Source organism: Serratia sp. CY76391, from assembly GCF_052166695.1.
Lineage (GTDB): Bacteria > Pseudomonadota > Gammaproteobacteria > Enterobacterales > Enterobacteriaceae > Serratia > Serratia nematodiphila.
In genome coordinates, this window is record NZ_JBJNOJ010000017.1 from 1 (window position 1) to 12,431 (window position 12,431).

The 12,431-nt window shown below is 55.9% G+C and carries 11 protein-coding genes and 2 tRNA genes; 8 read left to right on the forward strand and 5 right to left on the reverse strand.

Going from position 1 to position 12,431, the window contains the following annotated elements:
- The first annotated feature begins 38 nt into the window (after positions 1-38).
- Positions 39-115, forward strand: a tRNA-Asp gene (locus ACJ8PN_RS23950).
- A gap of 214 nt (positions 116-329) precedes the next feature.
- Complete coding sequence (gene dkgB, locus ACJ8PN_RS23955; protein WP_015376713.1) at positions 330-1,133, forward strand: 2,5-didehydrogluconate reductase DkgB; 804 nt, start codon at positions 330-332, stop codon at positions 1,131-1,133.
- A 47-nt stretch (positions 1,134-1,180) separates the two neighbouring features.
- Here dkgB and yafC read toward each other — a convergent pair whose 3' ends face one another.
- Entirely contained in the window at positions 1,181-2,068 is an 888-nt protein-coding gene (gene yafC / locus ACJ8PN_RS23960; protein WP_004930183.1) for a DNA-binding transcriptional regulator YafC, read from the reverse strand.
- Positions 2,069-2,173: 105 nt separating this feature from the next.
- Between yafC and ACJ8PN_RS23965 the strand changes: the two genes are divergently transcribed.
- The gene (locus tag ACJ8PN_RS23965) at positions 2,174-3,349 is read left to right on the forward strand and encodes an MFS transporter (protein ID WP_004930185.1); all 1,176 of its coding nucleotides are present in this window, start codon (positions 2,174-2,176) and stop codon (positions 3,347-3,349) included.
- Positions 3,350-3,590: 241 nt separating this feature from the next.
- Positions 3,591-4,385 (forward strand): endonuclease/exonuclease/phosphatase family protein, encoded by a 795-nt coding sequence (locus tag ACJ8PN_RS23970; protein WP_025160092.1) that lies wholly within the window; start codon positions 3,591-3,593, stop codon positions 4,383-4,385.
- 52 nt (positions 4,386-4,437) lie between these two features.
- On the opposite strand, the gene mltD is transcribed toward ACJ8PN_RS23970, so the two are convergent.
- Both mltD and gloB read right to left on the reverse strand, forming a co-directional pair.
- Entirely contained in the window at positions 4,438-5,820 is a 1,383-nt protein-coding gene (gene mltD / locus ACJ8PN_RS23975; RefSeq protein ID WP_004930188.1) for a murein transglycosylase D, read from the reverse strand.
- Between the two features lie 71 nt (positions 5,821-5,891).
- Complete coding sequence (gloB, locus tag ACJ8PN_RS23980; protein ID WP_071796793.1) at positions 5,892-6,647, reverse strand: hydroxyacylglutathione hydrolase; 756 nt, start codon at positions 6,645-6,647, stop codon at positions 5,892-5,894.
- Positions 6,648-6,691: 44 nt separating this feature from the next.
- Here gloB and ACJ8PN_RS23985 point away from each other — a divergent pair, with 44 nt between their 5' ends.
- Complete coding sequence (locus ACJ8PN_RS23985; protein WP_004930191.1) at positions 6,692-7,411, forward strand: class I SAM-dependent methyltransferase; 720 nt, start codon at positions 6,692-6,694, stop codon at positions 7,409-7,411.
- On the opposite strand, the gene rnhA is transcribed toward ACJ8PN_RS23985, so the two are convergent.
- Positions 7,408-7,875: a ribonuclease HI gene (gene rnhA, locus ACJ8PN_RS23990; protein ID WP_004930193.1), complete on the reverse strand. Its 468-nt coding sequence runs from the start codon at positions 7,873-7,875 to the stop codon at positions 7,408-7,410. The two genes, ACJ8PN_RS23985 and rnhA, sit on opposite strands and share 4 nt — an antisense overlap.
- Positions 7,876-7,947: 72 nt before the next feature.
- On the opposite strand from rnhA, the gene dnaQ reads away from it, so the two are divergent.
- Complete coding sequence (gene dnaQ, locus ACJ8PN_RS23995; protein WP_004930195.1) at positions 7,948-8,691, forward strand: DNA polymerase III subunit epsilon; 744 nt, start codon at positions 7,948-7,950, stop codon at positions 8,689-8,691.
- A gap of 144 nt (positions 8,692-8,835) precedes the next feature.
- Positions 8,836-8,912: transfer RNA gene (locus ACJ8PN_RS24000), tRNA-Asp, on the forward strand.
- A 106-nt stretch (positions 8,913-9,018) separates the two neighbouring features.
- On the opposite strand, the gene ACJ8PN_RS24005 is transcribed toward ACJ8PN_RS24000, so the two are convergent.
- Entirely contained in the window at positions 9,019-11,259 is a 2,241-nt protein-coding gene (locus ACJ8PN_RS24005; RefSeq protein ID WP_049241342.1) for a TonB-dependent siderophore receptor, read from the reverse strand.
- A 234-nt stretch (positions 11,260-11,493) separates the two neighbouring features.
- On the opposite strand from ACJ8PN_RS24005, the gene ACJ8PN_RS24010 reads away from it, so the two are divergent.
- Positions 11,494-12,372 (forward strand): siderophore-interacting protein, encoded by an 879-nt coding sequence (locus ACJ8PN_RS24010; protein WP_351110136.1) that lies wholly within the window; start codon positions 11,494-11,496, stop codon positions 12,370-12,372.
- The last annotated feature ends 59 nt before the right edge of the window (positions 12,373-12,431 follow it).

Genomic DNA, 12,431 nt, shown 5'->3' on the forward strand with positions numbered 1-12,431 from the left:
TTTGCCGGCATCGAAAGATGCAACGTAAAAGAATCGGTGGAGCGGTAGTTCAGTTGGTTAGAATACCTGCCTGTCACGCAGGGGGTCGCGGGTTCGAGCCCCGTCCGTTCCGCCACTTAATTGATAAGCCCTGAGTTTCGACTCAGGGCTTTTTCATATCTGCATTTTGCGCTTTTCAGACTGGAATTGTTCCTCTTTACCGCCTCGCCTTTCTCCATATTATTGCCTTTAGATCAAAAGTCTTATGCCGAACCAGGCGTTTTTGATCAATAAAAAAGTTGCCATAATCTTCCTCATACCACATCTACCTGTTAATGAGAGAAAACATTATGAGCATCCCTGCATTTGGTTTAGGTACTTTCCGCCTTCAGGATCAGGTTGTTATCGATTCTGTCAGCACTGCACTTGAGCTGGGCTATCGTACTATCGACACCGCGCAGATCTATGAAAACGAAGCGGCTGTTGGCCAGGCTATCGCTGCCAGCGGCGTGAAACGTGAAGACCTGTTCATCACCACCAAGATTTGGATCGCGAATCTGGCGAAAGGCACACTGATCCCAAGCCTGCAAGAAAGCTTGAAAAAACTGCAAACCTCCTACGTTGATCTGACGCTGATCCACTGGCCGTCACCCAACGACGAAGTGCCAGTTGCCGAATTTATGGCTGAGTTGCTGGAAGCGAAAAAGCTGGGGCTGACTCGCCAAATCGGCGTATCTAACTTCACTATCGACTTGATGCAGCAAGCGATTGACGCGATTGGCGCCGATGAAATCGCCACCAACCAAATCGAGCTGTCACCGTTCTTGCAGAACCGCAAGGTGGTAGAATTCGCGCAGCAGCACGGCATCGCCATCACCTCTTACATGACGTTGGCCTATGGCAAAGCGCTGCAGGATGAAACGATTAAAAGCATCGCCGCTCGTCACAATGCAACTCCTGCACAGGTTGTCCTGGCTTGGGCATTGAAGCTGGGTTATGCAGTTATTCCTTCCTCGACCAAACGTGAAAACCTGGCGAGCAACCTGTTGGCACAGCAACTGACGCTGACCGACGAAGATATGGCGCAGATCGCCGCACTGGAGTGCAACGGCCGTCTGGTTAGCCCGGAAGGCCTGGCGCCAAACTGGGATTAATCTTTCCTCGCAGTGGTTAGCATAAGGCGTCCATCAGGGCGCCTTTTTTATCGTTTCAGGTATTCACTCACAAAATCAATAAAGCTGCGCAGACGGTTGCTAACGGCGCTGTCGCTGTAATAAACCGCGTTGATCGGCATGGCGACCGGCAGCGTCGCTTCCACCAGAATCGGAACCAAATCTCCACGTTTGATATCTTCGTCGCTCATAAAATCCGACAGGCAGGCGATACCGTTGCCATGCAGACAGAGATGGCGCTGGGTTTCTCCACTATTAGTGGTCAAGCCGGGGGTGATTTCCAACTGGCTGCCATCTGAACAAGCCAGTGGCCAGCGGTTCAAACTGGGCAGGTCGTTGAAGCCGATGCAGCAGTGATGTGCAAGATCTTCTACCGTTAGCGGCGTGCCGTGCTGCGCCAGATAGGCGGGGGAGGCGAGCACATGCCGGTAGCTGGTCATCAGTTTGCGCGCTTTCAGCGTGGAATCGGTCAGTTCGCCTACGCGGATCGCGATATCCACTTTTCGCTCGATCAAATTGATAAAGTTTTCCGAAGACACCAGCGATAACGACATTTCAGGATAACGTTCGCGGAACTCCGCCACTAAAGGCGTCAGCATGTGCAGCACCACCGGCGTTGCCGCGTCGACGCGCAGCAGGCCTTGCGGGCGTTGACGGCTTTCCATCAGCGCATTTTCTGCCGCGGCCATATCGTTCAGTACCTTCTGCACCTGGCGAAAGTAATTCTCTCCTTCCTGAGTCAGGCTGATTTGGCGCGTGGTGCGGTTGAGCAGCGTTACGCCCAGTTTGCTTTCCAGTTTTTTCACCGTTCGGCTAACCACGGAATTCGCTTGTTCCAGGCGTTCAGCCGCCCGGCTGAAACTGCCGCTTTCCACGACGGTGACAAAGGTGATCAGCTCGTCTGAGTTTGCTTTCATTTTTGCTCCAATGGCAAAGTTAATTTGAAATTTTGAGCATTTTTATCATTTAAGCATAGGCCGATAATAGCCGTCATCAACTTGAATGCTATTTCGGAGTAAAAAATGCCACTCGCATTACTTGCCTTAACCATCAGCGCTTTTGCTATCGGTACGACCGAGTTCGTGATTGTCGGGTTGATTCCGACTATCGCGGAGCAGTTGGGAGTGACCGTACCGTCCGCTGGGTTGCTGGTGACTATCTATGCCCTCGGCGTGGCCATCGGCGCGCCGGTGCTGACGGCCCTGACCAGCCGTATACCGCGCAAACTGCTGCTGGTTGGCCTGATGGTGCTGTTCACTCTTGGCAACCTACTGGCCTGGCAGTCACCCAGTTATGAATCGCTGGTAGTGGCTCGGTTGTTGACCGGCCTGGCGCACGGCGTGTTCTTCTCTATCGGCTCCACTATCGCCACTAGCCTGGTGGCAAAAGAGAAGGCGGCCTCCGCCATCGCCATCATGTTTGGTGGCCTGACGGTAGCGCTGGTGACCGGCGTACCGTTGGGAACGTTCATCGGCCAGCAGTTTGGCTGGCGTGAGACCTTCCTGGCCGTTTCTCTGATTGGCGCTGTCGCCACGCTGGCCAGCATTATTTTGGTGCCGAGCAATATCAAGAACCAGGGCAGCGCCGGCGTGCGGGAACAGCTGAAAGTGCTGACTCATCCTCGTCTGCTGCTGATTTACGCGATTACCGCATTGGGATACGGCGGGGTCTTCACGACCTTTACCTTCCTTGCGCCGATGATGCAGGAACTGGCCGGCTTCTCTGCTCCGACCGTGAGCTGGATACTGTTGGCTTATGGCGTCGCGGTGGCGGTGGGTAACATCTGGGGAGGCAAGCTGGCCGATCGTCATGGGGCCGTGCGTGCGTTGAGCTTTATCTTTGCCGCGCTGGCCGTTTTGTTGCTGGTGTTCCAGTTTACCGCCAGCCACAGTATTGCCGCTTTGCTGACGGTGATTGTGATGGGTGTGTTCGCTTTCGGCAACGTGCCGGGGCTGCAGGTGTATGTGGTGCAGAAAGCCGCGCAATACACGCCAAATGCGGTGGATGTGGCGTCCGGTCTCAACATCGCGGCGTTCAACATCGGCATTGCGCTCGGCTCGGTGATTGGCGGCCAGACTGTTGCCTCACTGGGGCTGGCGCAGACCCCCTGGATTGGCGCGCTGATCGTGGTGGTTGCATTGTTGCTGGTTAGCCTCAGTGGCCGCCTGGATAAAAAGTCTCAGCTGCAAACGGCTTAATTCGTAAAACCTTTGCTGCCTGGCCCGCATTTTGCTGGCCTTTTCGCATTTTTCACCTATTACCCCTCACCTTTACACAGCTATACCGTCAGAAGATTGAAATCGCTGCAGGCGGCCCCTATAACTGAAAAGGTGATGCCCGCAAAAGCCATGCCCTCTATGTAGGGTAGGCGTATAATCAATTCATCGTTGGCGAGTGTTCATCGCCAGTTTTCATGTTAATGGGTAATAGGCGAATCGCGTGCCGAAACGAACTTATGCAATGAGGTATGTTGCAGGTCAGCCAGTTGAGCGAATCTTTCCTGGCGCCGTTAACCAGCCGTTGCCGCCAGGGGCGGCGCTGCCGACGACCGGCGCCTTGCGCGTTATGGTGTGGAATATTTTCAAACAGCAGCGAGCCGACTGGCTTTCGGTGCTGAAAAACCATGGCAAAGACGCGCAGCTGGTATTGTTGCAAGAGGCGCAAACCACGCCAGAGTTGGTGAGCTACGCTACCGCCAACTATCTGGCGGCCGATCAGGTGCCGGCCTTTGTGCTACCGCAGCACCCTTCCGGCGTGATGACGCTGGCGGCCGCTCATCCTGTTTACTGTTGCCCGCTGCGCGAGCGAGAGCCGCTGCTGCGGCTGTCCAAGTCGGCCCTGATCACCGTTTATCCGCTGTACAACGGCGAGCTGTTGATGGTGGTGAACATCCATGCGGTGAACTTTAGCCTGGGCGTCGACGTCTACAGCAAGCAGTTGGGGCCGATAGGCGAACAGATCGCCAGTCACCGGGGGCCGGTGATTATGGCGGGGGATTTCAACGCCTGGAGCCGCAAGCGCATCAATGCGCTGTATGACTTTGCCGGAGAGATGGCGCTGCGCGAGGTGAGTTTCACCGACGACCATCGCCGCAAGGCCTTCGGTCGTCCACTGGATTTCGTATTTTACCGCAATCTGGGGGTGGTGGAGGCGTCGGTGCTGGTGACCAGCGCGTCGGATCACAACCCGCTGTTGGTGGAGTTTCATCCGGAGAAAGACTCGCCGGTATGGTGAATCGCAGCTAATAAAAAAGCACCCCGAAGGGTGCTTTTTTTGTGCCGAACATTTAAGTATCCGGCGTTAGCTTGTTGCCGACAAACAGGGTCAGCTTCAGACCTGGCTGCAGGTTGCCTTTGGCGAGCGTTGAATTCCAACGCATCACGTCGTTAATATCGACGCCGTGACGACGTGCGATACTGGCGAGCGAATCACCTTTACGAACCTGGTAGGTGATACTGCTGTTACTGCCAGTATTGCTGGCCACTTGCAGGGTTTGCCCAACTTTTATGGCGCTCTTGGCGCGTAAGTTGTTCCAACTCTGCAAATCGCTGGTCTTAACGTTCAGCCGCTTGGCAATGCCCGATAAGGTGTCGCCGGAGCGCACTTTATACGAACTGCCACCGGTCAAACCGCTGTTCTTCGCCAACTGCGTCGTTGGCTGAGTCACGGCGATCTGGCCATCGGCCAGCGAGTCTTTCAGTTGCTCGGCATGTCCTTTGGGAACCATGATGTAATGGGGCCCGTTGGGTGCCGTAACGCCTTTTTTGTAGCCTGGGTTATACGCTTTCATCTTGGTGACTGAAAGCCCTGCCATCTCAGCCGCCTGAGTCAGCTGGATCTGCTGTCCGACATCGATACGCGCCAGCGCACGGGTTTCATCCGTTTTCGGGAGTTTCACGCCGTACTTCTTACTGTTCTTGATGATGTCGCTCAGCGCCAGCATTTTCGGGACATAGATTGACGTTTCACGCGGAAGCGACAATGCCCAGAAATTGGTTGGCTTACCCTGGCGTTTGTTTGCCTTTACCGCTTGCATCACGCGGCCTTCACCACTGTTATAGGCGGCTACGGTCAGTAACCAGTCGCCGTTAAACATGCGGTTCAAGCGCTGCATCATGTTAAGCGCAGCGGTTGTCGAGGCGACGACATCGCGTCGACCGTCATACCACTGATTGTTTTTCAAACCATAATTGCGACCCGTTTGCGGCACGATTTGCCATAGCCCTGCGGCGTTGGCACTTGACGTGGCGTGTGGGTCAAAAGCGCTCTCCACTATGGGTAGCAGTACCAGTTCCATCGGCATATTACGTTTCTTAATCTGCCCGACTATCCAGTACATGTACGGCTCTGCCCGTAATGTTACATCGTGGAGATAGCTCTTACTTTTTAAGTACTTTCTTTTCTGATCACGGATCCGGGAATTTTCCGGAACCTCCATCTTCAGCTCGTCGCTAATGAAGTTCCACAGGTCCTGTTGCGCGGCGGGACTGTTGTTATCCAACCACCGCGCCGAGCTCGCTCGGCCATTTGCTGTGTACTCTCCTGCTTCACCATCTTGACCAGCCGAAGACAAACTCTGTGCATGCTGTTCTGGCGCCGGTGCGTCCTGCCTGGACGACTGGCAACCCACTAGCAAGACCGAGGCGAGAAATATCGCTTTAGCCTTCATGTGTGTGTCAATGTAGTTGCTTAAAAGACGAGCAATAATACTTTGCTTCGCCAAATAACACAACTAAAAGCTTAGAAGTTATCTTTCCGCAGGCGTAATTCGGAAAAAACTGAATGAAGGCTTTTCGGTGGTGAATTAAAGCCTAATTTCTTTTGTAAATCAGTGTTATGGCAACGTAAAAACAGGTTAATTTTGCGCTCTAATTGCAATGTGGTCGGCACGCTGGCTTGGCCTTTTGCCCTTAACGCTTCAACATGTTGTTGATATGTTTCAATCTCTCGATCTTCCGGCAAAATAGCCCGCGCAAACTTAAGATTTGAAAGAGTATATTCATGCGCGCAGCAAATTAAGGTGTTATCGGGAAGTTGCGCGAGTTGTTGAAATGAGTCGTACATTTGTTTGGCGGTGCCTTCAAACAGCCTGCCGCAGCCGGCGGAGAAAATGGTGTCGCCGCAGAACAGATAAGGGGCACTATAGAATGCCACATGGCCCAGCGTATGGCCGGGAACGGCGATAGTCCTGTATTGGCGGCCATCGATATCAAAGGTGTCGCCGTCATGGACGATGTGGTTGGCGCCTTTGTCCGCGGTTTCCTGCGGCCCATAGACGGCCAGGCCGGGGTACTGCGCGACAATCTGCGCCACGCCGCCGACGTGATCGTGATGATGGTGGGTCAGCAGGATCGCCGCCGGCGCCAGCTGCAGGCGCTGCAACGCTTCAAGTACCGGCTGCGCTTCACCCGGATCGACGATAATGCAGCGCCCCTGTCGGTCATCCAATAACCAAATGTAATTGTCCTGGAAGGCGGGAATGCTGATAAGATTCATGGTGTACCTCTCGTTGGCAACGGCTTGAAAGAAGATAATAAATCATGAAACCAGCCCATACTCTACAAAAGCTCACCGGCCCGCAGTCCTGGGCTGAGCTGCCGTGGGGGGAGTACTATCGTGAAGCGCTCGAGCGGCAGTTGCAACCCTGGTGGCCCAAGCTGTTCGGTTTCCATCTGCTGAAGATGGGCATGCTCAGCGCCGAGCTGGCCACGGATAAATGCGCAATCTCCCATCAGGTTAACGTAGGGCTGGAGGGGGAAGGGCTGCAGGTGGTCGCCGACGCTTATCAACTGCCGTTTGCCGCCAAGTCGGTAGATGCCTGCCTGTTGGCGCATACGCTGTCCTATGCGGACGATCCGCACCGCATGCTGCGTGAGGTGGACAGGGTGTTGATCGACGACGGCTGGTTGGTCATCAGCAGTTTCAATCCGTTCAGCCTGCTGGGGTTGGGCAAGCTGGCGCCCGGGTTGCGTCGTCGCCAGCCCTATGTCAGCCGCATGTTTACCCAGATGCGGCTGCTGGATTGGCTCAGCCTGCTGAATTACGAGGTGTTGCACCAGGCGCGTTTTCACGTACTGCCGTGGCACCGCAAGGGCGGCAAATTTTTATGCACCCATTTGCCGGCACTGGGCTGCATGAGCGTGATTGTGGCGCGTAAGCGCACCTTGCCGCTGACGCCCACGCCGATGAAACTGGGGGCGAGAAAGCCGTCTCTCAGCCGCGCGGTGGGCGCGACCAAGAGCTATCGCAAGCTGCCTTAGGCTTCCGGTTGGTAACCGACGTCTTCCTGCGTCGGTTTACCGGCCGCTTCGCGCGCCAGCACGTCACAACGTTCGTTCTCCGGATGGCCGGCGTGGCCCTTGACCCATTCCCATTTCACCTCGTGGCGCTGAATGGCCTGATCCAGCCGCTGCCACAGATCGACATTTTTGACTGGTTTTTTGTCGGCGGTTTTCCAACCGCGTTTCTTCCAGTTATGGATCCAACTGGTGATGCCCTGGCGCACGTACTGGCTGTCGGTGCTGAGCGTCACGGCGCAGGGCACGGTCAGCGCTTCCAGCGCCACGATCGCCGCCATCATTTCCATGCGGTTATTGGTGGTCAGACGGAATCCTTCGCTGAAGGTTTTTTCCGTCTGCTTATAGCGTAGTATCGCGCCGTAGCCACCGGGGCCGGGGTTGCCAAGGCAGGAGCCGTCGGTGAAAATTTCTACCTGTTTGAGCATCTCTGGTAGACTCTTCCTATCAGTTTTATAAAAGCCAAGTCTGACATAAACGAGCGCTGTGAGCACTGCAATATGATCTCTACAACCACCAGACAGATTGTCCTCGATACCGAAACCACCGGTATGAACAAGCTTGGGGTGCACTACGAAGGGCACCGCATCATCGAAATCGGTGCGGTGGAGGTGATTAACCGCCGCCTGACCGGGCGCAACTTCCACGTATACATCAAGCCGGATCGGCTGGTGGATCCGGAAGCCTACGGCGTACACGGCATCAGCGACGACTTCCTGGCCGACAAGCCGACCTTCGATCAGGTTGCCGAGGAATTCCTCGACTTTATCCGCGGCGGCGAGCTGGTGATCCATAACGCGGCGTTCGATATCGGCTTTATGGATCACGAATTCCGCATGTTGCAGCAGGGCATCCCGAAGACCGAGACCTTCTGCACCATCACCGACAGCCTGTTGATGGCGCGTCGCCTGTTCCCGGGCAAGCGCAACAACCTCGATGCCTTGTGCAGCCGTTATGAGATAGACAACAGCAAGCGTACGCTGCACGGCGCATTGCTCGATGCCGAGATCCTGGCGGAAGTTTATCTGGCGATGACCGGCGGTCAGACCTCGATAGCGTTCCAGATGGAGGGGGATACCCAGCAAAATGACGCCGCGCAAGAAATACAACGCATTGTCCGCCCGGCGACGGCGATGAAAGTGGTCTACGCCAGCGACGAAGAAGTGAAGGCGCATGAGGCGCGTCTGGATCTGGTGGCGAAGAAGGGCGGTAGCTGCCTGTGGCGCGGAGCGCCGGCGGAATAACGGCGTTTTTGCGTGAAAAAACCTCACCGGATGAATCTTCGTTGAAAAACTGTGCAAACGGTTCATTTGCGGAGAAAAAGGCGTTGACGGAACCGAGAGGCGTCCGTAATATGCGCCTCGTTCCCCCGCAAGAGGGAATGGCGCGGAGCGGTAGTTCAGTTGGTTAGAATACCTGCCTGTCACGCAGGGGGTCGCGGGTTCGAGCCCCGTCCGTTCCGCCACTATTCAGAAGCCCTGAGTTAGCGATAACTCAGGGCTTCGTCGTTTCCGTTCTCTGAAAAACGGCGCGGCCCAATGAACGGGGGCCGGCAGACCGGCCCCTTATTCTCAGAATAACACCGAATAGTTCAAGCCGAAGGTGCGTCCGCGGCCTTTATAGCTGTACAGCTCAGGCGATCCGTAGGTCGGGCTGTACAGGATCGGCGCGCGTTGGCCCCAAACGGTGGTGTATTCCTTGTCCAGCAAGTTTTCCACGCTGAAGCTGATTTTCCCTACCGGCAGGGTATAGCTGCCGAGGAAATCGAGGGTGTTGTAGCCATCGATTTTGCGGCCCTGGGTGGAATTGGCCTTGGTGTAATCGCCATCGTCCGACACGTCGAAGGTTTGCTGCGACTGTAAACGCAGATTCCAGTCGCCCGGCGCCCAGCCGACATAAGCGGTGACTTTCGATGGGCTGGCGGTATCGACTACCAGCTTCTTCCATTCGCCGTTGACCTTGGTTTCGGATCGGATAACGTTGAAGTTGGTGCCGGCGCTCCAGTCGCTGTCTTCAAAGAAGTAGTCCACCGCCCCTTCCAGCCCATAGATGCGCCGCTTATCCGCATTGACGTTAATGGTCATGTCGGTTTTGTTGATGGCGATGCTCTTGTCGGACAGCGAGTAGTAGGCGGCGATTTGCGTGCGCAGGTTATCGCCGGTATAGCGCCAGCCCAGCTCGTAGGCATTGACCTTGATGCCTTCCAGCTTGGAATCGCCGACGTTGACACTCTTCAGCAACTGGTAATGTCCGCCGTTCAACGCGTAGGTGCCGTTACCGTAATATTTGCCCGGATCCGGGATCTCAAAGCCCTGAGAGAAGTTGAACCAGGTTTGCTGGCGCTCGGTCAGATGTGCCAGCAGGCCGGCATTGAACAGCGCGTTGTTGTAGTCGGTTTTCCCGCCCGGTATAGCGTCGGCGGACGTCGCGGCGCCGGTGGCGATTGCCTGCTGCTGGTTATAACCGACGAAGTCATCAATCTTGTTTTCGGTGTACTGATAACGCACGCCGCCGCTCAGGGTGAAGATCGGGTTGATGTCGTAGCTGGCCTGCAGGAACGACGCCAGGTTGCTGGTGGTATAGCTCGGGTAGCGGCCGGTGCTGTAAGCGTTCTCCAGCGTCATGCCGCCCGACTGCTGAGCCTTCGCCAGGTTGAAGAACTGCTGGTTGGCGTTGAAGCTTTCATGCTCGGCGTCAATGCCGTAAGTCAGCGTCAGTGCGTCGACAGGTTTGCTGTTTAACGTCAGCTTGCCACCGTAGAAATCGGTTTTTTGCTGCGAAGCGCCAATGCTGCTGACGTAATAGTTCGGTGCTTTGCCCGCCAGCGTCGGGAACGGGTAGAAGGTCAACGTTTCGTCGCGGTAGTAGACCTGCGCCACCAAATCCTGGCCGAGGAAATCAGTGTTGGAATACTGCAGGTTGATGAGATGTCGTTCGGTGCCGGGGATGCGATCGGAGTTTAAGTTACCGCTGTTATATGCCTTGGCATTGCCGGTTACCGCCGCAAAGTTCTCTCCCAGGAACAGGCCGTGATCGCCGTCGGATTGGCTTTTGTAGTATTGGGTGGTCAGCTGCAGCTGTTGATGATCGTCGATGTTGAGGGTGCCGGTGCCCATCACGTCGAGGCGATCGGAATACTGCAGGCCGGTTTGGGTATTGTCGATCAATACCTCGTTGCCTTTGCCGTCATACCAGCCGCCATAGCGCTGGTAAGAAACGGACAGGCGCCCAGAGGCATTGTCGTTGCCGCCGCTGACCGCCGCCGCCACGTTCTCGTCGTGATCGTTATGGCCGCCAAAGCCGGTTTTACCGCCGACCTGCAACTCGACCTGCTGTTCCTGTTGCCCTTTTTTGGTGACGATATTGATCAGGCCGCCGGTGCTGCCGCCGCCGTACAGCGAGGTCGCGCCGGAAATCACCTCGATATGATCGATATTGAACGGATCGATCGAATCCAATTGGCGGCTGTCGCTGCGCGATGAATTCAGGCGCACGCCGTCAATCATCACCATCATCGAGCGGCCGCGCATATTCATGCCATAGTTGGTGCGGCCCTGGCCGCTGACGTCCATGCCGGGGATCAGCTGCGCCAACATGTCCTTGATCTCTTTACCGCCCTGAACCTGCTGTTCGATCTCTTGGCTTTCGATCACCCAGGTGGTTTGCGCCATTTCCGCCGTGCTGCGGTGTGAACGGCTGGCGGAGACCACCATCTGCTCTTCGGCGCCGGCTTTCTGATCTTCTGCCCAAGCCGTCGGCGCAAGCATCGCCAGCAGACAAGGATTCAAAACCCAAAGGTGTTTGCGTTTCATCGTTATTTATTTCCCAGGTGATATTGTTATTGCGTTATTTTTGAGAATGATTCTTTTATCAATAACGTTTCTTGTTATCAATAAAATCATGATATGATTTTTTGCGATACATTAACGTAATTAATTAGTTTTATTAACATTTTACCCGCTGCGCGATCGAGCAACCCACGCCGTCAACACGGCAGCCGATCGGCCATACGTTCAAGCGACAGCCGTTGCCGGAGAATAGAGAACATGTCCGCCAGCTACAGAATTTTTGATATCACCTTGAAAAGCAAAACGCTGATTTCACCTTCGCTGGTGCGCTGCGTGTTTGAAGGTGCGGATATTCATCGGATGAAGTTGGAAGCGCCGGATCAGCGCATCAAACTGCTGTTCCCGGCGGCGGACGGCCAGATCCCGCAGTTGGCCAATAGCCCGGACTGGTATGGCGATTACATGGCGATCCCCAAAGAGCGGCGCCCGGTGATGCGCACTTATACGCTGCGTGCGCTGCGCCGTGAGCAGAATCAGATGGACGTCGAGTTCGTGCTGCATGGCGTGAACGGCCCGGCCTCCGCCTGGGCGACTCACGCCGAGCCGGGTGATGCCATCCAGACCGTCGCCCCCAACGCTGACTTCGACGGCGACAGCGGCGGCTACGAATGGGCGCCGCCGGCGCAGTTGCAGCAGGCGCTGTTGATCGCCGATGAAACAGCCGTGCCGGCGGCGATGGGCATTCTGGAGCAATTGGCGCAGCAGACCAATCCGCCGCGCGTGCAGGCGTTCTTCGAAGTGCCGCAGGCGGGGGATTGCCTGGATTTGATCCGCTTCCCGTTCGCCGAGGTTTACTGGCTGCCGCGCGATGTGGGGCGCCAGTTGGCGCACGGTACGTTGCTGGTGGAAGCGGTGCGCCAGCGGGTGGATATTCCCGCTTCGGCGTGCGCGCAGGCGCAGTCTTTGGCGGAAAGCAGCCTGAGCGATGAGGTGTTGTGGGAGCGGGCGGCGGGCGGCAACGCTTTCTATGCCTGGGTAGCGGCCGAGTCTTCGGCGGTGAAAACCCTGCGCCGTTATCTGATCGGCGAACGCGATCTGGACCGCGCTACCGTTAACTTTATGGCCTACTGGTGCTGAGTCGGCCGCTGTCGCCGCGCGACTGCATCATGGGTTCTACCGCCTGGAGCCCTGTGAAG

What these genes read in the sequence shown, in the direction of transcription:
- yafC (WP_004930183.1), bottom strand. Translation starts at nt 2,068, where the DNA reads ATGAAAGCAAACTCAGACGAGCTGATCACCTTTGTCACCGTCGTGGAA.
- dnaQ (WP_004930195.1), top strand. Translation starts at nt 7,948, where the DNA reads ATGATCTCTACAACCACCAGACAGATTGTCCTCGATACCGAAACCACC.
- dkgB (WP_015376713.1), top strand. Translation starts at nt 330, where the DNA reads ATGAGCATCCCTGCATTTGGTTTAGGTACTTTCCGCCTTCAGGATCAG.
- mltD (WP_004930188.1), bottom strand. Translation starts at nt 5,820, where the DNA reads ATGAAGGCTAAAGCGATATTTCTCGCCTCGGTCTTGCTAGTGGGTTGC.
- ACJ8PN_RS24005 (WP_049241342.1), bottom strand. Translation starts at nt 11,259, where the DNA reads ATGAAACGCAAACACCTTTGGGTTTTGAATCCTTGTCTGCTGGCGATG.
- ACJ8PN_RS23965 (WP_004930185.1), top strand. Translation starts at nt 2,174, where the DNA reads ATGCCACTCGCATTACTTGCCTTAACCATCAGCGCTTTTGCTATCGGT.
- gloB (WP_071796793.1), bottom strand. Translation starts at nt 6,647, where the DNA reads ATGAATCTTATCAGCATTCCCGCCTTCCAGGACAATTACATTTGGTTA.
- ACJ8PN_RS24010 (WP_351110136.1), top strand. Translation starts at nt 11,494, where the DNA reads ATGTCCGCCAGCTACAGAATTTTTGATATCACCTTGAAAAGCAAAACG.
- ACJ8PN_RS23985 (WP_004930191.1), top strand. Translation starts at nt 6,692, where the DNA reads ATGAAACCAGCCCATACTCTACAAAAGCTCACCGGCCCGCAGTCCTGG.
- rnhA (WP_004930193.1), bottom strand. Translation starts at nt 7,875, where the DNA reads ATGCTCAAACAGGTAGAAATTTTCACCGACGGCTCCTGCCTTGGCAAC.